This window comes from Bacillus cereus (assembly GCF_015071065.1).
GTDB lineage: Bacteria > Bacillota > Bacilli > Bacillales > Bacillaceae_G > Bacillus_A > Bacillus_A cereus_BA.
On sequence record NZ_VOVA01000003.1, the window covers coordinates 178,465 to 197,623 of the forward strand.

Genomic DNA, 19,159 nt, shown 5'->3' on the forward strand with positions numbered 1-19,159 from the left:
GTTTCCACCTCCGCTCTATTTACAGAAAATATGCTTACCAATTTTTTTAATTTGTGGACGAGTCCAAATCCATTTACTTGTCGCAGTATCTGGATTGAAATAATATAATGCATTCCCAGTTGGGTCCCATCCATTGATCGCATCTAATACAGCTTTTTTCGCCGTTTCATTTGGCGTTAAATATATTTGTCCATCTGCTACTGCTGTAAATGCTCTCGGTTCAAAGATTACTCCTGAAACAGTATTTGGAAATGATGCACTTGTGACACGGTTTAAAATAACCGCAGCTACTGCAACTTGTCCTAAATACGGCTCACCACGGGATTCTCCGTATACAGCGTTTGCCATTAGCTGAATATCATTTTGAGAATAACCGTTTGGAACATTTGTCCCTTTGCTTTGTGGTGGTTTATTTTCTTGCGTACCTCCACCGCTATTCCCTTTATTAGTTGTAGTACCTTTATTAGCGGTTGACTTATCATACTTCGTCGCCTTTACAAGCATTTGCTTCGTTTTAGCACCCGCTAAACCATCAACTGGCAATCCGAATTTTTGCTGAAAGTTTCGAAGTGCCCAATATGTACCCCATCCGAAAACACCATCAACTTTCCCCGTATAAAATCCGTTATATTTCAAACGAGTTTGCAGTTCAATGACATCTTCTCCAGATGCCCCTCTTTGAATCACTTGATTAGAAAAGGCTTCCACATTTTTGGTTTGTATACTACTTACCATTAAAGATAGCCCGATAAAGACAAGCAAGATCGCTATCTTAAAAACAGCTTTTTGACGCATGTATTTCCCTCCTTAATTACGGAAATGATTTCATGGTTATGTTTTGTAAAACCCTCGCTTTTATGTAAAGAAGACAAAAAAATCCAAACTTATATGCTTGAAGAAATATGTAAACAATATACAAAAAGAATAAAAGGAGCTTATTATGAAGCGATTCTTCGTACGTACAGCATTTATATTTTTTTTCATAACAACATGTTCAAATATATATACTGGTCCATCTATAGTTTACGCGCAGCCGCCCTATGCAAAATGGGGTAAACTAGCCGTTGAAAAAACGAAAGAACAATATCCGAAAGCTGAGATTATCGATTACCTTCATATAGGTAGAAAACCAAAAACTGTTCAAATAACAGTTGAAAAGTTTAAATTGTGGTTGCGTGAGGATGGAAAAGAGTATGGTGTTTTTGTGGATGTAGAGTTTGATACGAAAACAGAGAATTTTTTAAAGATGTCCTTTCAGAAGACAAATCGGTAAAACAAAGAAACCTCCGTCTTTACATACAGACAGAGGTTTCTTTATGTACTTCTTCCTTAATAACAAAAAATAAATACGTCCTGTTGTCAGTATGTATACTGTAGCTGCACCGCGAAGAACTCCAAACTGCTCGGAACGTCCGAGTGTGGCTGTCCCCAAACTACTTAATAGCAGAATTACCGCCACTAAAATGTTGCTTTCAATTGTGAAGTAACTAAAAAAATTAACTGGATTGAACGGTTTCACTTGTGTTCTTGTAACAAATTGAGTAATAAGTGCACTAAACGCTAGAAGACTTAATAACAGTCTATAAATCGCTATCATTTTTGCACTCCTCATAAAACACCTTCTTCCTCTTCTTATTTATGATTGGAATTCTCTTTTATATGCTCTATAAATAACTTTAATGGTACGAGGCCACGTTTAGGCATGTGACTACTAATAACAGCTACGAGCTCTAACTGCGGAATGATAATAATGTATTGCCCTCCGTATCCCATAGCAAAATACATACAATACGGTATGTGAAATCTTTCGTTATGTAATACCCACCAGTGATATCCATATGCCCCGACATGTTCATACGTTTCAAATAGAGCCTCACCTGATTCTTCTAACCATTTCGATGATACAATTTCATTACCCTTCCAATATCCATTGTGCAAACATACTTTTCCTAACTTTAATAAATCTATAGATTTCATTTTCATACCAAATCCACCAACATATATACTTTGCGGGTCTTGTTGCCACTCATACTCCGTAATGTTTAACGGCTCAAATAAATACTTTTTCGCGAACTGCTCCGTCGACATTCCAGTTGCTTGTTGAATGATGTAACTAAGTAAGTGAGAAGAACCTGAATTATAATTCATTTTCGTACCCATTTCTTCAATGAGCGGTTTTTCTAAAATGTATTGCACCCAATTGTCTGATTCCACAAAATCATTTGGGAAAACAACCCCATTTCCGAACTCTTGCCAATCTTCTCCTGTTGTCATCGTTAATAAATGATACAGCGTTAGTTCCCTCTTTTTCTCCGGTACATTTGGAATCCATGTTGTGATTTGTGTATGTATATTATTTATAAATCTTTTATCAATTGCGATACCAATTAATATAGATACGATACTTTTTGTAATCGAATTAATTTTAAATAAGTTATTTGCACAGTCTATCGTTTTATAGTATTCAGTCGTTAATTCCCCCTTTTGATAAACAAGAAATGTATTAACTTTTTTCTTTTCAAATTTACTTTGTAATTGCTCGAAATTCAAGTAATCTTCCTCCATCTAAATGATTATGTAATATTTGTTGTTCATCTCGTTCTCTCTATTAAATCATATTTGTTTTTAAAACAAAAAAATAAACTTGCCAGCCTTTATCAGCTGACAAGTTTATTCTTATAATTTCGTTCGAACGTTCCAAAGCTCTGGGAAGAAGCATTGATCAAGCACTCGCTTTAAATAAGATACGCCAGAAGAGCCACCTGTTCCCATTTTATGACCAATAATTCGTTCTACCGTTTTCATATGACGGAAACGCCATTGTTGTAACCAGTCTTCAATATCGATTAATTTCTCTGCAAGCTGATATAAATCCCAATATTTCTGCACGTCCGCATATACTTCTATCCAAGCCGCTTCTACAGTCGCATCCTCTTCGTAAGGCTGCGTAATATCACGATTTAACACATCTTTATGAATTGGGAATCCTTCTTTAACAAGCGCTTGTATCGCCACATCATACAAACTTGGTGAATGAAGTGCTTTATGAAGACGAGCATGTAATTCTGGGTCCTTTTCATAAATCTTTAATGCATGTGGTGTTTTATAACCAAGTGCATACTCAATCATTCGATATTGATACGATTGAAAACCGGAAGCCTGACCAAGTGAATCACGGAACTCAATATATTCTGATGGCGTTAATGTCGCAAGAATATCCCAAGATTGAATAATTTGCGACTGAATTTTTGATACACGTGCTAACATTTTAAAAGCTGGTGGTAATTTATCTTGTTTAATAGATTCAATTGCTGCATTCAGTTCATGTAAAATTAGTTTCATCCAAAGCTCACTCGCTTGGTGAATTACGATAAATAACATTTCATCATGATGATCTGATAATCTTTGTTGACTAGATAATAAGCTATCTAGCTGTAAATACTCTCCGTACGTCATATTCTCCTTAAAATCAGTGTGAATCCCTTTTTCCATAATTACCTTTTCGTTTTCTTTCATATTAGTCAAACGCCCCTTTTATATATTTCTACTTATATTGGTCTAATAACAGCGCGAACTGGACTCCCATCTGCATCTGTTAATGCAAGTGGTAAGGCAATAAGTTCGTAATCGCCGTCTGCTACGTGATCGAGTACGACATTTTCTAAAATGTGAATTCCGTGTTTAAATAATTGATGATGTGCTGCTAGTTCTTTATCATCTAAAGGATCAACAGAAGGTACATCTACCCCAATTAAACGAATGCCCTTACTTGATAGAAAAGGTGCAATATCAGCACGTAAATACGGGATTTCTTCTGGGAATTCTTGCGCTTTACCATGTGAAGATGTACGTAATAATAATCGCTCTACACCTTCTAAGTTAAAACGTTCTAATTCCTTTTCACCGATACTCTCCAGCCCTGAAACATCGATAACTCGTGCTGCACCTACATATACGTGTATATCTAAATCTAACACCTTCTTACCGTCATTATCAAAATGAAAAGGTGCATCAATATGAGTACCTGTATGGATACTCATCGTTAACTTTCCGACATTTACTGAACCACTGTCTTCTTTTGACCATGAAACTTCATACGAGAACGGTGTATCCCCTGGCCACGTCGCGATATCATTATTTAGCGGTTGTGAAATATCAATCCACTGCGATGTTTTCATGCTTATGCCACAACCTCTCGCTTATTTTCAAAGTTTTTATATTCTTCTTCTTTCATAATTTTCTTTAAAATTTGTACAGAGTTCCATACTTCCTCATACGTATTGTATAAAGCCACAGGCGCAAGTCTAACTCCATTTGGAGCTCTAAAGTCCGGAATCACTCCATTTGCTTTTAACGCTTTACATATACGTGCCGCCTCAGCATGTTCTAAATAAATATGCCCGCCTCGTTTTTCATCCTCTAGCGGATTTCCGATTGTAAATCCCATATCATTTAACTCCAATTGAATTAAATCGAGCATATATCTTGTTATATGTAATGACTTTTCACGTAATCTCTCAATACGGGCATCTTTAAAAATTTCAAGAGAACCGATTAATGGTGCAATACTTAATACGTGAGGTGTCCCTATTTGATAGGCCCCAGCATGATCAGCCGCAGTTAATGTATGTTCCATATCAAACTGCTTATCTTTTCTAGAACTAAACCAGCCAGACAATCCTGGAAGTCTATTAAAGTGTTTATTATTTATATAAAGGCCCCCAACACCACCAGGTCCTGCATTTAAATATTTATAATTACACCATACAGCGAAATCAACATCCCACTCTTTGAAATGATGCGGAATAGAGCCAATTGAATGACATAAGTCAAAACCGATATGAATACCACGTTTATGAGCTTCAGCTGTTAATCGCTTCATATCAAGAATTTGTCCGCTTCTATATAGTACAGAAGGCAATAAAATTAAAGCGATATCATCGGTCATCGCATGAATAATATCTTCTTCTGAAAGTGTTCTACCATCTCTACTTTTTACTTGAACTAGATGTTCCTCTGGATCTAATCCTTTTAAACGAATTTGACTTTGAAGCGCATATATATCTGACGGGAACGTTAATTCATCCGCAAGAATTTTTGTACGAATCCCTTTCGGTTCATAAAAAGTTGCGATTACTTGATGAATATTCGTTGTCGTGGAGCCAGTTACAATCGTCTCTTCTGGCAAAGCTCCAATAAGAGGTGCAGTCAATTCCCCTAGCTTTTCTGATAGGAAGAACCAAGGATGCTCACCTTCAGTCCATCCATCAATTCCAAACTCTTTCCATGAATCTAGCAAAGTAAGTAACGATTTCTCTGCTCTTTTTGAAAGCAATCCTAATGAGTTTCCATCTAAATATATTGTTCCTTCTTTTTTATAAAATTCAGCTTGAAAATCTTTCAGTTCATCATGTTTATCACATTCAAGCGCATACTCATAAGTTGGTTGAAATGGTTCTTTATACATGGTGTCACCTTCTTTTAATTTTCTTTTTATTCTAACTAATTGAAATATATCATCTTAATTGATATAACGTCAATGATATTATGTCAGTTGACTTTATATGTGAACTTCTTTTACAATACAATTACATTTTCAGATATTTCAGTTTAAAGAGGTGATTCTTTGAAAAACTCTATTCTTTCAACAAGAAAACACCGCTCCTTAGAAACGAAAAAGAAACTTTTACATTCCGGTTATACTATTTTTATAAAAAACGGATTTCAGAAAACTACAATCACGCAAATTATTAAACATGCAGAAACTGGTTATGGAACAGCATATGTATACTTTAAAAACAAAGATGCTCTCCTCGTCGTTTTGATGGAAGATGTGATGAATCGCTTTTATGATATTGCTGAGCGCTCTTTTTCTCCTAATACAAAAATAGAAGCGCGCGATATGATCCAAAGTCAAGTACGTGCTTTTTTACAATTAGCTGAGGAAGAAAGAGCACTATTACAAGTTGTGGAAGAAGCAATAGGAACCTCTGAAGAAATACACCAAAAATGGAATGAAATTCGAGAACGTTTTATAGCACGTATTACGCAAGATATTATTCATTCCCAAGAAAATGGATTAGCACGAACGGAGTTAAATAAAGAGATTGTAGCATGCGGTTGGTTCTCTATGAATGAAATGTTCCTCTGGACAATTGTGCAAAATGATAAAGAGATAGATTTAGAAGAAATTGTGTATACGTTAACGGAGATGTATACGACGGGGTTATATAAATAGCACACTTCATTTATAAAGTGTGCTATTTTATCATTTATAAAAATATTCTTTCTGGGTATGGTAATGCCAATGGCGGTCTTTCAAATAAGGGAAAATACTGTAGTTTTAAAGATTCTCCATCTATCGCTTTCAATTCTCCACCGACAACTTCACATTCAAATACAACTACAATATGCTCTACTTGATCTCCATTCGAATATGTATGTCTGAATTCTTCCCCTCCAAACACTCCTTTTTCTTTTTTCACTTCTACTTTTAATCGGGTTTCCTCCCATACTTCCCTAACAATCGCGTCCTCTGGTCTTTCTCCTGGTTCAATTGCTCCAGCCGGTAAACTCCAATATTCTCCTCCAGGGTATTGAAATAAGATTTCCCCCTGCTCATTTTTAATAATAGCAGCTACACTTGGCATAAAAATAAGTTCAGATCCTACTTTTTTACGAAGTCTTTTATAATATAATGACATCGGCATTTGATTTTCTCCCCCCTTATAAACACTATATTTTCTAACAATTTTTATATAATATTATTAATATCAACTTCTATTAATGATATTGTATAAAACAGTATTTCCAAGGCAAGAAAAGAGAACATATCCTTACCTCAGCTGAAATTACTTATTGGATAACAGAAAAATTTTGTATTGATAAAAAAATGTACCAAGCAGCTACTGAAATTTTTAATGAGAAAACCTCAAAAAAATAAACCATTACTCAATATGTTAAGTAACGGTTTATTTGAAATATTTTATTAACGATACAATAATACAAAAAAGTGATGTAAGTAATAGCAAAAGCCCCATATTCCTATTCTCTTTTTCATCCTTCTTAAAGTTTTGTATCCCCATACCAACAAGCATGAAACCTAAAAGTAATTGTAAAATGAGCATACTTTGCTTCGAATCATCATTCCAACTATAGATGGAATAGACCATTACAATAATAGCGAGTATGAATGTAGTAATTCTAATCATAAGAACATCCCCTGTTTGATTCTATTGTTTTAACCTACTCACCATTCCAACAATAAACTTATACTCAGCTCTACTTTTTCTTACTTTCTTAAATCCCTCTTTCGTATCTAAAATAAAACAAGTTTTCCGTAACCAAATTCGTACATATAAAGACTCAAAATAAATCGGTTTTATAATTCCTCGTTCCTCAAATTCAGTGCCGTCTTTATTTTCCGTTTCCGTTCGAACGAACCATTTATTCCCGATTCCAATTTCAATATACTTCACAAAAGAACCCCCTATAGGAAATTTCCCTTCTAACTATTCTATTATTTCCCCGGTAAGCGCACATTCCGACAGAACGTGAGCACATAAAGAAAAAGTAGATTACAAAAATCTACTTTTATAGCCTAAATTTTTGCATTCGTTTATAGAACGTACTACGGGGCACATCTAATAGTTTTGCGGCTAATGAAACATTCCCATTCGTCTTATGCAATGCTTCAATCATGCTATCACGCTGTATTCTTTCACGGAAATTTAATGTATGTTCCGTTTTATTTTCAGCTTGCAATTCAAGTTGTTGTTCATTTCCCATCATTGTTTGTAATAAAAAAGAGATTTGTTTTTCGCATATTTCCCGTCCTTGCGACAAAATGTAAATGCGTTCTAATACATTTACTAATTCTCGAATATTTCCGGGCCATGTATGCTGTGAAAATTGATTACAAATACTCTTTGGAAATCCAATATTCCAATTCTTTCGCTCACAAAAATGCTGTATGAAATATGGAATATCTTCTTTTCTCTCTAATAATGATGGAACATATAGCGGATAAACATGTAAACGATAATATAAATCTTGACGGAATTTCCCTTCTTCTACTAATTGTAGTAAATCTTTATGTGTCGCAGTAATAATACGAATATTTACTGGTACTTCTTTTGAACTTCCAATTGGTGTTACTGTTCGTTCTTGTAATACACGTAACAATGCAATTTGCATCTCTGGTGGTACTTCACCAATTTCATCTAAAAATAATGTTCCTCCGTCAGCTTGTTCAAATTTCCCTTTATATCCTTGACGCCGCGCACCTGTAAACGCTCCTTCAGCGTAACCGAACAATTCACTTTCCATTAATTCTTTCGGCAATGAACCACAGTTTACAGCTATAAAAGGAGCATTTTTTCTTGGACTATTTTCATGAATGGCTCTCGCAACATATTCTTTCCCTACACCTGTTTCACCACATACATATACACTAGCGTCAGTCGGTGAAACAAGCTTAATTTCTTCTAATGTATGTTGAAATGCGCTGCTTGTCCCAATAACTCCAGGAAAAGAAACCCCTTTTATGAATGGGAAAGTAGAATGAAAATTCGTTTGTTTATTTTCCTTTACATAAATACATTTCCCTATTAATCTATCATTACTATATACTGGTACTTCTAATTTGATTTTCAATTCATTTTGCATTAAATTTTCAAGTTTCATTCGTGACCAATTAGATATTCGCTCACGAACCCGTTTGCTTGCGGAAACGATAACATCACGATGATTACAAATAACTATTTGTTCATCACTATCAATTACATCTAAAAAACGGTGAATTAAGTGTAGTTCATTTTGATGTACTCGAATACTACATTCACGTTCAATCGCGTGTGCAATTGAACTTACCATACCGAGCATATAAGGATGCGAAAACTCAATTGGACAGGATAAATCTAGAACACCAATTAATTTCCCATCATCGTTATGAATCGGAGCAGCTGCACAACTCCAGCTATGAGATGCGACGGAGTAATGCTCTGTGCCACTTATCATAATAGCCTCTTCAATTTCTAACGCTGTTCCTATCGCATTTGTACCAACAGCTGCTTCCGTCCATTTCACACCTTCAATGAAATTAATATGCTTCGCTCGTTTCAACGTTTGTTTATTTCCACTTAACGACAGAACATAACCATCTGGATCAATTAATAAAGCCATCATTTGTAGTTCATCAATGGTTTTTCTCATATTTTGTATTTGAGGTATCGCTATGTCAAGGAAGATTTCACTCTTTTTCTTTTGATCTTGAAAAATATTAGAAGACAAAACTTTCTGACCCTTATTCATATGAGGGTTCACATTCGCTTGTTTGCAGCGATACCATGACTCTGAAATTCTATTATTTATTCGGTCTGAATCGAGGATACCTTTATCCACAAACTTTTTCCATGTATGTAGGTAATACGGTGAAGCCAACATCGTATCATCTCCCCTTTAATTGTTTTGGAGATTTGTAAAAAAACATACTTTTATTATAAAACTCGTTAAAAGCGTTTTCAATACGATTAGAAAGACGACACAAATATGTTAATAATTTGAATATCTTAATGAGTTTCTTTATATTTTTTTAATAAAACTATATTTTGTAAGATTGATCCTATTAAAATAAATAACCATAGCCATTTCATCGAATGGCTATTTAAAAAGAATATCGTTACAGCGAGTATAAACAAAATAGTAGATGCTAAACTAATATATAATTTCGTTCTAATTCCCACTACGCTTCACTCCTCTATTGCTTTACAGTACATATTAACTCCTCATTTCTCATCTCCAATATGTACTCCTGTAAAACATATTCTTTCCCACCATTCTTTTCATACCAATCACATATTTTTTTACCGTGCATTTTATCATTTCTAATTTTCGTTTCGATTTCTACATAATCTTCATAACTATCATATTCCCATATTGCAAATATTTCAGTCGTACCATCATCATTATCCTTCATCCAGCGCCCTATTAAACGAGAACCGTACTTTAATTGATTTGGTAAATTTGTATCATTGAAATGATTATTAAATATTTCAACGAATTCATTTTTCACTATATAGTATTTCCTTCTGTAAAACATACTTCTTCACCTCTTTTATGAAAAGTACTATTCACCCTACCCATTACAACCGTATTGTAATACTTACCGTCCGACAGCCTCTTATCATTTTTCAGAACGCCTTCTACTTCAAAATCTAATTTTTTATAAAGCTGAATTGCTTTTTCGTTTGTTTCTAACACTTGTAACGCTATCTTTTTTACTTCATTTGCATCAGCCCAATTGATAGATTCTTGTAAAAGATTTTTGCCAATCCCATATCCCCAAAACTCTTTTAAAATACAAACGCCAAACTCTACTTTATGAGACAATCTCTTTAAATCAGATCCTTCACATCTTGAAAATCCAACGATACGGTTATGAACTTCCGCAACTAAAAAGATATTTCTCGTCTTTTCACTATCCGTTTTTATTACTTGCTGAAATCCGTTCGTATCTATAAATCCCTCACCTTCTTCTCTATCCATATTTTCAGTTTCTCCATCGATTTGTACTCTTATTTCCGATAGCTGACCTGCATCATGATCGGCTGCAGATCTAATCGTATAATCTAGTCCTTTTATACAATACTCTTTCTCTTTTATAATCATAGTAAACTCCTTTTGTTATTGAGTAGATTGGGCAATCACTATTTTTTTACCTTGATTCTCAAAACCTTGAATTATTTCTTCATGAGCTTCTTCATCTGTAATGATAAGATCAATTTCATTAAGAGACTCTCCTTTTATAAAACACTCGACACCAAGTTTATTATGGGGCGCTAAACAAATATTTCTTCGAGCAATTCTACTTACTGCTTTTCCGAAATAAGCAACTTCTGGTGTTGCAGTACTTATACCATATAATGAAACGCCATCACCTGTAGAAAAATAAAGATCAATAGAAAAACTACTAATTGCTTCCGAAGCAAATGTATCTGTAATATTTCCTGAAGATTTTACCTTACCACCTATTAAATACGTATCAATGTTCTTACATTCCCGTAACTTACTAGCTATTTCTATAGAATTCGTGATAACTGTAAATGATATTTCCGGTAAATATTTTAACATCGCATAATGAATAGAAGCCCCGCCAATAAAAATTGAATCACCTTCTTGTATATAAGATGCAGCATTTTTTGCGATTGCGTCCTCATATACTGAACTATCACTATAACGTTTAGCTGGTTCCACAGCTAAGTTTCTCACTCGCGCAAGTTCAATGGCACCACCGTGCGTTCTTTTTAATAACCCATCTTTCTCCATTATTGACAGATCTCTTCTTATAGAATCAATTGACATATCGAATCTTTCCGCAAGATCCTTTGCGATTACTCTTCCTTCTATTTTAAGCAATTCCAAAATTTTCTCTCTACGTTCTTCAGTGAACATATTATCACCAACTTTATTGAAAATTCAGAAACTTAATTTATAGTTCAATTATATGCACGTTTTTTCCGTTTTACAATGTATTCCATCAGATAAACCTCCTTTTTATGCACGGTTTATGAATTGTTATTTTATGTAAAAATGATTATAATTTAAATAACGAACATATATATAAATTCAACATCTATAAAATTTATAATAAAGGGTGTGATTTTAAAATGATTTTCCGTGCAAATGTTAATGTTTCCTTCATATTTTTTATATTTTTAGTCACTTTCATAATGAGCTCTATACCATTGCTCTCTCTATTTATGTATGAAACATTATCTATTGTAATCATTTTCCCAGTCATTTTTCTTATTTTTGCAGGTTTTATATTATGGTACGCAACTTCTATTACATATATTTTCTATAAAGATTACTTATTAATTAAAGGTGGACCATTTAAAAGTAAAATCTCGTACGAAGACATAACAGAAGTTTCTTCAACGGAAGAGAAATTCACTGGTTACCGAATTACATCATCTGAAAAAGGGATTGAATTATTTTACAAATCTGCAATCGGTGGAAGTATCAATGTTTTACCAATAGACAAAATAGAGTTCATAACGGAGCTAAGAAATCGATGTCCTAATGTTCAAATTCCTAAATCCGATTAAATTATAGTTTAAAAAGGCTACCACTCATTTTACACATGATTGGTAGCCTTTTATTTATGAACAAATCCGTTTTTTCACCCTATTCACTTTCCATCCATATAACCTGTACATCTAAAGAATTCCAAAGTTAATACATCAATGTATGCAATATCGTTATTTCGTCTCAATTAATACATCTTTTGCACTAATCGTAACCTCAACAAATGGACAATCAAATAAGACGCCAAGTTCAAAGCCATCTTCAGTAAGGGCTATTTCATGATAAAGCCACCAAGCACCTTCAAATTTCTTTGGCATAGAACATTTCTTCACTCCTGTAAAAGTTAGTTGAAGTTGATCAAAATCACTAAAAGTACCACTGCAATCTAATACGATAGACAACGTATCTTCTGACATTCTCTTTACTACTTTAATCACACTGTCATGTAGTGATGATTCATGTAACTGAACGACATTTGAGGGAAGTTTTTTCTTAATGGAATTAAAATATTCTACGTATGATCGATCTAATTGTGCCATTCTTTTCTCATAATCTGCTGTCCACTCTAACAAAAGTTTCTTTAATTCATTAGGAGGAAATTCTGAATCAATAGTGTTGTTATGAAAGTATGGATGTAGTGTTTCAGGAAGATAATTTAATAAATCCTCTTTTCTTTCCTCTACTTCGTCTTTCAAACTTTGAATATAATCCGAATCTAGTTCTTTCCATTCTTCTATTGAGTCTATAAAATGTACAAATCCTGAAACTTGCATTTCTTTATACCAATCACTTGTGAAATATTTCAATAACCTCTCTCCTAAAACATTTTCACATCCAATAAAAGCAATATATCCACTTATTATATCATTCCAATAATCATTTTTTCTAAAGAAAAAATGTAAAACTGTAAATATTCCGCCTATTATTTCTAAAATTTCATAATATTTACAAAACTATAAAATTAGAATACATTTTAACTTGTACAAGATTCACCTGTACAAAAATCTAAACAAAAAGGGATGGTTATATGTTGAAGAAATTAGTAGCAGGGACATTAGTAACGGGTTTCGCATTAACTGGAGGACTAGGAGTAGCAAGCGCTGAAGAAAAAGGTAACACAATTAAATCATTTGATTATTTAAAAGTTGATGAACAAAATGTTAATTCCTTTGCAAAATTAAGTGATCAGGATAAAAAAGACATCCAAATTACAATGGTATTACCTAAGCAAAATGAAAATGGAGATTGGTTAGCTTATGGCTTTACTAGTATAGAAACATTGGATGCTTATATTGAAAAGGATAAAAAAGTACTTAAAAATAAAATTAATCCTTTAGGCAGTGGTGCTGGTAGTACTGATTTTTATGAACATAAAGATAAAGGTGGCCAATATATTTACTGGAGCAGCGGCTTTAAAAACTTACCATCTAGCTGGAACGACAGAATTTCTTCTGTAAGTACAGCGTCACCTTCTGCAAGTTATTCAACAACACTTTGGGAGCATACTTCAACACAAGGATATGGAAAAGGTGTTACATTTAAACACGCTGATTGGTATGGTAAAACTGCTAATTTAGCTCCTGAATGGAACGATATAACTTCAGCAATCGACGTTAAAAAGTAATAGATTATTTAATTTCTACTGTTAAAAATTCAAACCACTATTCTCTCATTGATTTAGAGAATAGTGGTTTTTTATTGTGTTTTCATTTAAGCATGCACAGCATGTCCTACTGCTTGCAATAACGCTTCATGAATCGCTTCAGATAAAGTTGGATGTGCTGCAATATAATCTCTCATTATGTCAGCGGTAACTTCCGTATGAATCATCACCGTTCCTTGTCCGATTAGTTCGGTTGCACGAGGACCGATAATAGAAATCCCTATTATTTCTTGATATTTAGGTTCCACAATGACTTTTACTTTACCGGTTTGTTCTCCTAAAATAAGAGCTTTTCCGTTCGCTGTAAAAGGGAATTCTCCGATAAGAATATCACCATATTGCTCTCTTGCACCTTTTTCTGTTAAACCGACACTGGCAATTTCAGGAGCTGTGTATATACAGCGTGGTATTGCACGATAATTTACCTTTACATCTTCACCACTTGCATGTAAAGCAGTTGTCGTTCCTTCATGAAAGGCAACGTGAGCAAGCTGGACCCCTCCAATAATATCACCAGCTGCGTAAATATTTGATACATTCGTTTGCATATGCTCATTCACAGTAATCCCTTTATTTGAAAACTGAACTCCTGCCTTTTCTAATCCTAATTCTTGTACTCGTGGTTTTCGACCGACAGAAACGAGAACAAATTCTGGAGTTACTTCGTGAATACTTCCTTCGTACTCAAACGAAGCCTGCTTCTTATAATTATTTAATCCTTTCAAAGCTGCTCCTGTGAAAATTTCTACGCCGTCTTTTTCTAGTTTCTCTCTTAAAATATTTGCGATATCTTTATCTTCACCTGGTAGTAATTGCGGTGCCATTTCAACAATCGCAACTTTAGTTCCAAGGCGACTATATATACTTGCAAACTCGCAGCCTATTACACCTCCACCAACGATTAATAATGATTTCGGTATGTTAGCAAGGGACATCGCATGGCTACTATTTAAAATCCATTTCCCATCAAATGGAGCAAATGGTAACTCAGTAGGTTCTGAACCCGCCGCTATAATGAATTTCTCCCCATCAACTAGTTCTACTTTATCCCCTTGTAAAACTCGAACTCTATGGTCCGTTTCAAATTTCGCTTTCCCTTTTATTACTTTAATTTTATTTTTCTTCATTAAATATTGTATTCCTTGTACGAGCTGCGTTACGATTTGTGACTTCCTTACTTGTATTTGTTTCCAATCAATAGATATAGTTCCTTTGTTAAGTGCAACTCCATAAACATTCGCTTTTCTCACAATGTCATGCACTTCAGCACTTTCTAACAATGATTTCGTAGGCATACACCCAACATTTAAACACGTTCCACCAAGATCAGCTTCATCAATAAGAGTGACTTCTTTCCCATTTTGAGCTGCGGTAATTGCCGCTACATATCCAGCAGGTCCGCCTCCAATAACAACTAATTTACTCATTCTCTCACCTTCTCTTTATAAAAGAATTGTTACAGGCTCTTCTAAATACTGTTTAATTGTGCGTAAAAACGCAGCTGCTGGCGCACCATCTAATACACGATGATCGAATGTTAAACTTAAAGGTAACATACTACCTTTTTGTAATTCTTCTCCTTTATATACCGGTACATGTTCAATGGCACCAACACCTAAAATACCGGTTTCAGGCGTATTCAATACTGGTGTGAAATATTCAATTCCAAAGCTACCTAAATTACTAATTGTAAAGGTTGTCCCTTGCATATCACCACTACTTAAACTGCCTTCTCTTGCTTTTTGTGCAACGTTTTTAATTTGTTTAGATAACTCTACTAAAGATAGATTATTAGCAAATCGAATAGCTGGAACGACTAGTCCATTTTCTAACGCCACTGCCATACCTAAATGAACATGTTCAAATTGATGGATAGCATCATCTATATTAGCGCTGTTCATTTCTTTATGCTCCCCAAGTGCTAATACAACAGCACGAGAAACGAAATCCGTAATTGTTAGTTTGTTATCATATCGTTTTTGTACAACTTCCGCTATCTCTTTATGTAAAGCAACTAAATCTGTAACATTTACTTTCATCGTTAATGTTAATTGCGCGCTATTTTGTAAGCTTGCATGCATACGATTTGCGATTGCTTTCCGCATACCGGTAACAGGAATTACTTTACTTTCTTCTTTTGCAAACGTTTCTGGGATAGTTACTTTTTCTTCAAGTGTTTTTAATACATCTAACTTTGTAATTCTTCCACCAGGACCTGTTCCTATTAATGTGGAAATTTCAAGATTTTCAACTGTTGCAATTTTCTTTGCTACAGGAGATATTTTTACTCTTTGTTTCTTTGATCTTTCTTTCGCATATGGTTCTGAATGTTGTACATTTTGAAGTTCTGCTTTTAGTATGGATTCTTCTGTATCCTGTACGGTTTCATTTACAGCTACCTGTTCATTTGGTTTACCGATATAACATATTACGGTACCAGGCGGAACTCCTTCATCTTCGCTTACAGCTATATCCAGTACAGTCCCATCAGCGGGTGCTTCTATTTCTGTTTCAATTTTTTCAGAGTTTATACTAGCAATTAATTCACCTTTCGCTACATTATCACCCGCTTTTATATTCCAGCTCGTAATAATACCTTCTTTCATCGCCATACCTAACTTCGGCATTACAACTTCTACAGCCATGTTTCTCTCTCCCTTCTCATCGTTTCATTACACATGTAATAAAGATTGGTCTCCGATCATTTCTGATACAGTTTCAATTACTTTTTCTGGCGTTGGTAAATACAACTTTTCAAGTGGTGGTGAGAACGGAACTGGTGTATGTGGTGCTGTAATTCGTTTAATAGGTGCATCTAACAAATCAAAACCTTTATCCGCTACAATTGCTGCAATATCTGTTGCGATACTACATCTTGGATTTGCTTCGTCAATAACAATCAGGCGATTTGTTTTTTCAACAGATGCTAAAATCGTATCTTCATCTAGTGGTGATAAAGAACGTGGATCGATCACTTCTACTTCAAGTCCCTTTTTCGATAATTGTTCAGCAGCTGCAAGTGCTGTATGAACTTGTTTTCCGATTGCGACAATTGTTACATCAGAACCTTCGCGTTTAATATCTGCTTTCCCTAACGGAATTGTATAGTATCCTTCTGGTACTTCACCTTTCATATTGTAAAGCGTTTTATCTTCAAAAAAGATTACTGGATCATCATCTTCAATTGCCGCTAATAATAAGCCTTTTGCATCATATGGCGTGGACGGAACGACAACTTTAATGCCTGGAATGCTCGTAAATAATGCGTATAAACTTTGTGAATGCTGTGCCGCTGCGCTAAAACCAGCACCGTGCATTGTACGGATTGTAACTGGTACTTTCGCTTTCCCGCCAAACATGTAACGGAATTTTGCCCCTTGGTTTAATACTTGATCAAGGCAACTACCGATAAAATCATTAAACATTAATTCAGCTATCGGACGTAAGCCTGTTGCCGCAGCTGCCATCGCTGCTCCCATATAACCCGCTTCTGAAATTGGTGTATCTAATATACGATTTCGGCCAAATTCTTGTACAAGTCCTTTCGTAACACCGAGAACACCGCCCCATGCTTCATCATCTTGCAAATGATCAACTTGCGCACCGCCTGCAACGTCTTCTCCGATTAAAATGACATTTTCATCACGTCGCATTGATAACTTCATCGCTTCATTAATTGCAGTTGACATACTTACTGTTCTAGTCATTATTTTTCACCCTCCTCTTATTTGTAAGACACGTATACATCTTTTAATAATTCTTCATCTTCCGGATATGGACTATTTTCACTAAACTCAATTGATTGTTGCACTGCTTCATCTACTGCTTTTTCCATATCAACAAGTTCAGATTCTGTTAATACACCTTCATGAATTAAATGCTTACGGAAATTCACAATCGCATCTTTTTCATTTAAATGTTCTTCTTTTTCCTCTGCGGTTTTATACGTTTGTGCTTCCCCTTCAAAATGACCGTAGTTACGATATGTCATACATTCAATTATTGTTGGGCCACCGCCATTACGCGCGCGTTCCACTGCTTCTTCTGCTGCTTTATATACGGCTAGAAGATCTTTCCCATCTACTTGAACACCCGGAATGTTATAAGCTTTTGCACGATCTGCAATAGAATTACAGCTTGAAGCATATTCAAATGTCGTTGCTTCACCGTATCCGTTATTTTCTGCGATAAAAATAACAGGTAACTTCCAAATCGCCGCTAAATTAACTCCTTCATGGAATGTTCCTTCATTATTCGCTCCATCACCGAAGAAACAAACACTCACGTCTTTCGTACCTTTATATTTAGCTGTTAATGCTGAACCGCAAGCAAGTGGAAAACCGCCGCCTACAATTCCGTTCGCACCTAGCATTCCTTTATCTAAATCGGCAATATGCATTGAGCCGCCTTTACCTTTACATAAACCTGTCGCTTTCCCGAAAAGTTCAGCCATCATACCATTTAAATCACAACCTTTTGCGATACAATGACCGTGTCCTCTATGTGTACTTGTAATACTGTCATTATCTGTTAAGTGGGCACATACACCAACTGCTACCGCTTCTTCACCTGCGTATAAATGAACGAAACCTGGCAGAACGCCTTGAGCGAATAATTCATGTACCTTATCTTCAAACTTACGAATCTCTAACATTTTTTCGTACATCCAGTGAGCTTGTTCTTTCGTAATTTCATTCCCTTTACTTTCAGTTGTTTTTAACATGTCCAGCCCTCCTATTTTCTTGTTCGTCTTTTATATTGCAAGTACCGTGCCAATTTCCAGCCCTTGATTTAATAGGGATTTTCTTTCATTTAAAAATAAAAAAGTGGACAAAATGAGACATTAGTCTCGTTTTGTCCACTTTTGTTCACTCAATTTGAGAATCCTTACGTTATTCACCATCAAAACTCTTCTGTAATTTCCGAATGTAAATAATTTGACCAATATGATACGCATTATGAGTCGTTACATTAGCTAATACTTCCCACCACTTCGCAGATACAGGAAATCCAATTACATCACTTTCAACCTTGTCTTCATTTATGAGATTTTGCCATTGTAACAGTTTCTCTAGTAGTTTTTCTCTTAACTCTTCAAATGTTTGATTATCTGAAAGCATAAAACTTTTGTTATTATCACCAATAGCGGGCACGGCATTAACATTTGATTCTTTATACCTTGTTTGCCACGTCGAGTTCCAATACAGTAAATGCTGTACTATTTCAGCTATACTATTACTCTCTTCATTTGGCTTCCAGAAAGCCTCTCTCTCAGATAAATCTTTTACTGCATCTGAAAATGGAATATACCAACTGGGATCATTCGCATTTGCTAATAACTGATCTGCTAAAATATCTTTAACATGGAACACTTTGCTTCCCCCCGTTAAAAAGATTCATTTCAAAACA

24 protein-coding genes are annotated in these 19,159 nt (G+C 34.8%); 4 read left to right on the top strand and 20 right to left on the bottom strand.

Translation table 11 applies throughout. The annotated features are described in order from the left end of the window. Window positions 1-15: 15 nt before the first annotated feature. A complete protein-coding gene (gene sleB / locus FT637_RS11510; RefSeq protein WP_193646404.1) occupies window positions 16-795 on the bottom strand; it encodes a spore cortex-lytic enzyme in 780 nt (259 codons plus the stop codon). Between the two features lie 145 nt (window positions 796-940). Here sleB and FT637_RS11515 point away from each other — a divergent pair, with 145 nt between their 5' ends. Next, window positions 941-1,273, top strand: coding sequence for a DUF3889 domain-containing protein (locus FT637_RS11515; protein ID WP_193646405.1), 333 nt, complete (start codon window positions 941-943; stop codon window positions 1,271-1,273). Here the strand turns inward: FT637_RS11515 and FT637_RS11520 are convergent. The 5 genes from FT637_RS11520 to kynU all read right to left on the bottom strand — a co-directional run bounded on the left by FT637_RS11520 (window position 1,241) and on the right by kynU (window position 5,467). Beyond that, window positions 1,241-1,612: a Pr6Pr family membrane protein gene (locus tag FT637_RS11520; protein WP_413773227.1), complete on the bottom strand. Its 372-nt coding sequence runs from the start codon at window positions 1,610-1,612 to the stop codon at window positions 1,241-1,243. The genes FT637_RS11515 and FT637_RS11520 overlap by 33 nt on opposite strands. Window positions 1,613-1,632: 20 nt before the next feature. Beyond that, the gene (locus FT637_RS11525) at window positions 1,633-2,550 is read right to left on the bottom strand and encodes a serine hydrolase domain-containing protein (RefSeq protein ID WP_193646406.1); all 918 of its coding nucleotides are present in this window, start codon (window positions 2,548-2,550) and stop codon (window positions 1,633-1,635) included. Between the two features lie 126 nt (window positions 2,551-2,676). Then, the gene (gene kynA, locus FT637_RS11530; RefSeq protein WP_193646407.1) at window positions 2,677-3,516 is read right to left on the bottom strand and encodes a tryptophan 2,3-dioxygenase; all 840 of its coding nucleotides are present in this window, start codon (window positions 3,514-3,516) and stop codon (window positions 2,677-2,679) included. Window positions 3,517-3,548: 32 nt separating this feature from the next. Continuing rightward, window positions 3,549-4,178: an arylformamidase gene (kynB, locus tag FT637_RS11535; RefSeq protein WP_193646408.1), complete on the bottom strand. Its 630-nt coding sequence runs from the start codon at window positions 4,176-4,178 to the stop codon at window positions 3,549-3,551. A 2-nt stretch (window positions 4,179-4,180) separates the two neighbouring features. Further along, a complete protein-coding gene (gene kynU / locus FT637_RS11540; RefSeq protein WP_193646409.1) occupies window positions 4,181-5,467 on the bottom strand; it encodes a kynureninase in 1,287 nt (428 codons plus the stop codon). Between the two features lie 159 nt (window positions 5,468-5,626). Here kynU and FT637_RS11545 point away from each other — a divergent pair, with 159 nt between their 5' ends. After that, window positions 5,627-6,238 (top strand): TetR/AcrR family transcriptional regulator, encoded by a 612-nt coding sequence (locus FT637_RS11545; protein ID WP_193646410.1) that lies wholly within the window; start codon window positions 5,627-5,629, stop codon window positions 6,236-6,238. 34 nt (window positions 6,239-6,272) lie between these two features. On the opposite strand, the gene FT637_RS11550 is transcribed toward FT637_RS11545, so the two are convergent. The 8 genes from FT637_RS11550 to FT637_RS11585 form a co-directional block, all read right to left on the bottom strand. Then, window positions 6,273-6,710, bottom strand: a complete 438-nt coding sequence (locus tag FT637_RS11550; protein ID WP_193646411.1) for an NUDIX domain-containing protein — start codon at window positions 6,708-6,710, stop codon at window positions 6,273-6,275. 261 nt (window positions 6,711-6,971) lie between these two features. Beyond that, the gene (locus FT637_RS11555) at window positions 6,972-7,211 is read right to left on the bottom strand and encodes a DUF3953 domain-containing protein (RefSeq protein ID WP_193646412.1); all 240 of its coding nucleotides are present in this window, start codon (window positions 7,209-7,211) and stop codon (window positions 6,972-6,974) included. 21 nt (window positions 7,212-7,232) lie between these two features. Then, window positions 7,233-7,478: a DUF3977 family protein gene (locus FT637_RS11560; protein ID WP_193646413.1), complete on the bottom strand. Its 246-nt coding sequence runs from the start codon at window positions 7,476-7,478 to the stop codon at window positions 7,233-7,235. A gap of 115 nt (window positions 7,479-7,593) precedes the next feature. After that, window positions 7,594-9,444, bottom strand: coding sequence for a sigma-54-dependent Fis family transcriptional regulator (locus tag FT637_RS11565; protein WP_193646414.1), 1,851 nt, complete (start codon window positions 9,442-9,444; stop codon window positions 7,594-7,596). A gap of 125 nt (window positions 9,445-9,569) precedes the next feature. Continuing rightward, entirely contained in the window at window positions 9,570-9,743 is a 174-nt protein-coding gene (locus FT637_RS11570) for a hypothetical protein (protein WP_193646415.1), read from the bottom strand. Window positions 9,744-9,757: 14 nt separating this feature from the next. Next, a complete protein-coding gene (locus tag FT637_RS11575; protein ID WP_193646416.1) occupies window positions 9,758-10,099 on the bottom strand; it encodes an NIPSNAP family protein in 342 nt (113 codons plus the stop codon). Then, window positions 10,072-10,668, bottom strand: coding sequence for a GNAT family N-acetyltransferase (locus tag FT637_RS11580; RefSeq protein WP_193646417.1), 597 nt, complete (start codon window positions 10,666-10,668; stop codon window positions 10,072-10,074). Before FT637_RS11580 ends, FT637_RS11575 begins: the two co-directional genes overlap by 28 nt. 15 nt (window positions 10,669-10,683) lie before the next feature. After that, window positions 10,684-11,451, bottom strand: a complete 768-nt coding sequence (locus tag FT637_RS11585) for a DeoR/GlpR family DNA-binding transcription regulator (RefSeq protein ID WP_193646418.1) — start codon at window positions 11,449-11,451, stop codon at window positions 10,684-10,686. Window positions 11,452-11,759: 308 nt separating this feature from the next. Between FT637_RS11585 and FT637_RS11590 the strand changes: the two genes are divergently transcribed. Further along, complete coding sequence (locus tag FT637_RS11590; RefSeq protein ID WP_227493770.1) at window positions 11,760-12,107, top strand: PH domain-containing protein; 348 nt, start codon at window positions 11,760-11,762, stop codon at window positions 12,105-12,107. Window positions 12,108-12,260: 153 nt separating this feature from the next. Here the strand turns inward: FT637_RS11590 and FT637_RS11595 are convergent, their stop codons facing one another. Then, complete coding sequence (locus FT637_RS11595) at window positions 12,261-12,893, bottom strand: DUF4085 family protein (RefSeq protein ID WP_193646420.1); 633 nt, start codon at window positions 12,891-12,893, stop codon at window positions 12,261-12,263. A gap of 221 nt (window positions 12,894-13,114) precedes the next feature. Here FT637_RS11595 and FT637_RS11600 point away from each other — a divergent pair, with 221 nt between their 5' ends. Next, window positions 13,115-13,711, top strand: a complete 597-nt coding sequence (locus tag FT637_RS11600; protein ID WP_193646421.1) for a hypothetical protein — start codon at window positions 13,115-13,117, stop codon at window positions 13,709-13,711. A gap of 86 nt (window positions 13,712-13,797) precedes the next feature. Here FT637_RS11600 and lpdA read toward each other — a convergent pair whose 3' ends face one another. The 5 genes from lpdA to FT637_RS11625 form a co-directional block, all read right to left on the bottom strand. After that, a complete protein-coding gene (gene lpdA, locus FT637_RS11605; protein ID WP_193646422.1) occupies window positions 13,798-15,177 on the bottom strand; it encodes a dihydrolipoyl dehydrogenase in 1,380 nt (459 codons plus the stop codon). A 15-nt stretch (window positions 15,178-15,192) separates the two neighbouring features. Then, complete coding sequence (locus FT637_RS11610) at window positions 15,193-16,395, bottom strand: dihydrolipoamide acetyltransferase family protein (RefSeq protein WP_193646423.1); 1,203 nt, start codon at window positions 16,393-16,395, stop codon at window positions 15,193-15,195. A 27-nt stretch (window positions 16,396-16,422) separates the two neighbouring features. Continuing rightward, complete coding sequence (acoB, locus tag FT637_RS11615) at window positions 16,423-17,457, bottom strand: acetoin:2,6-dichlorophenolindophenol oxidoreductase subunit beta (protein ID WP_193646424.1); 1,035 nt, start codon at window positions 17,455-17,457, stop codon at window positions 16,423-16,425. Window positions 17,458-17,474: 17 nt separating this feature from the next. Continuing rightward, on the bottom strand, window positions 17,475-18,473 hold the full coding sequence (gene acoA, locus FT637_RS11620; RefSeq protein ID WP_193646425.1) for an acetoin:2,6-dichlorophenolindophenol oxidoreductase subunit alpha: 999 nt from the start codon (window positions 18,471-18,473) through the stop codon (window positions 17,475-17,477). Window positions 18,474-18,642: 169 nt separating this feature from the next. Then, a complete protein-coding gene (locus FT637_RS11625; protein ID WP_193646426.1) occupies window positions 18,643-19,122 on the bottom strand; it encodes a DinB family protein in 480 nt (159 codons plus the stop codon). Window positions 19,123-19,159: the final 37 nt, after the last annotated feature.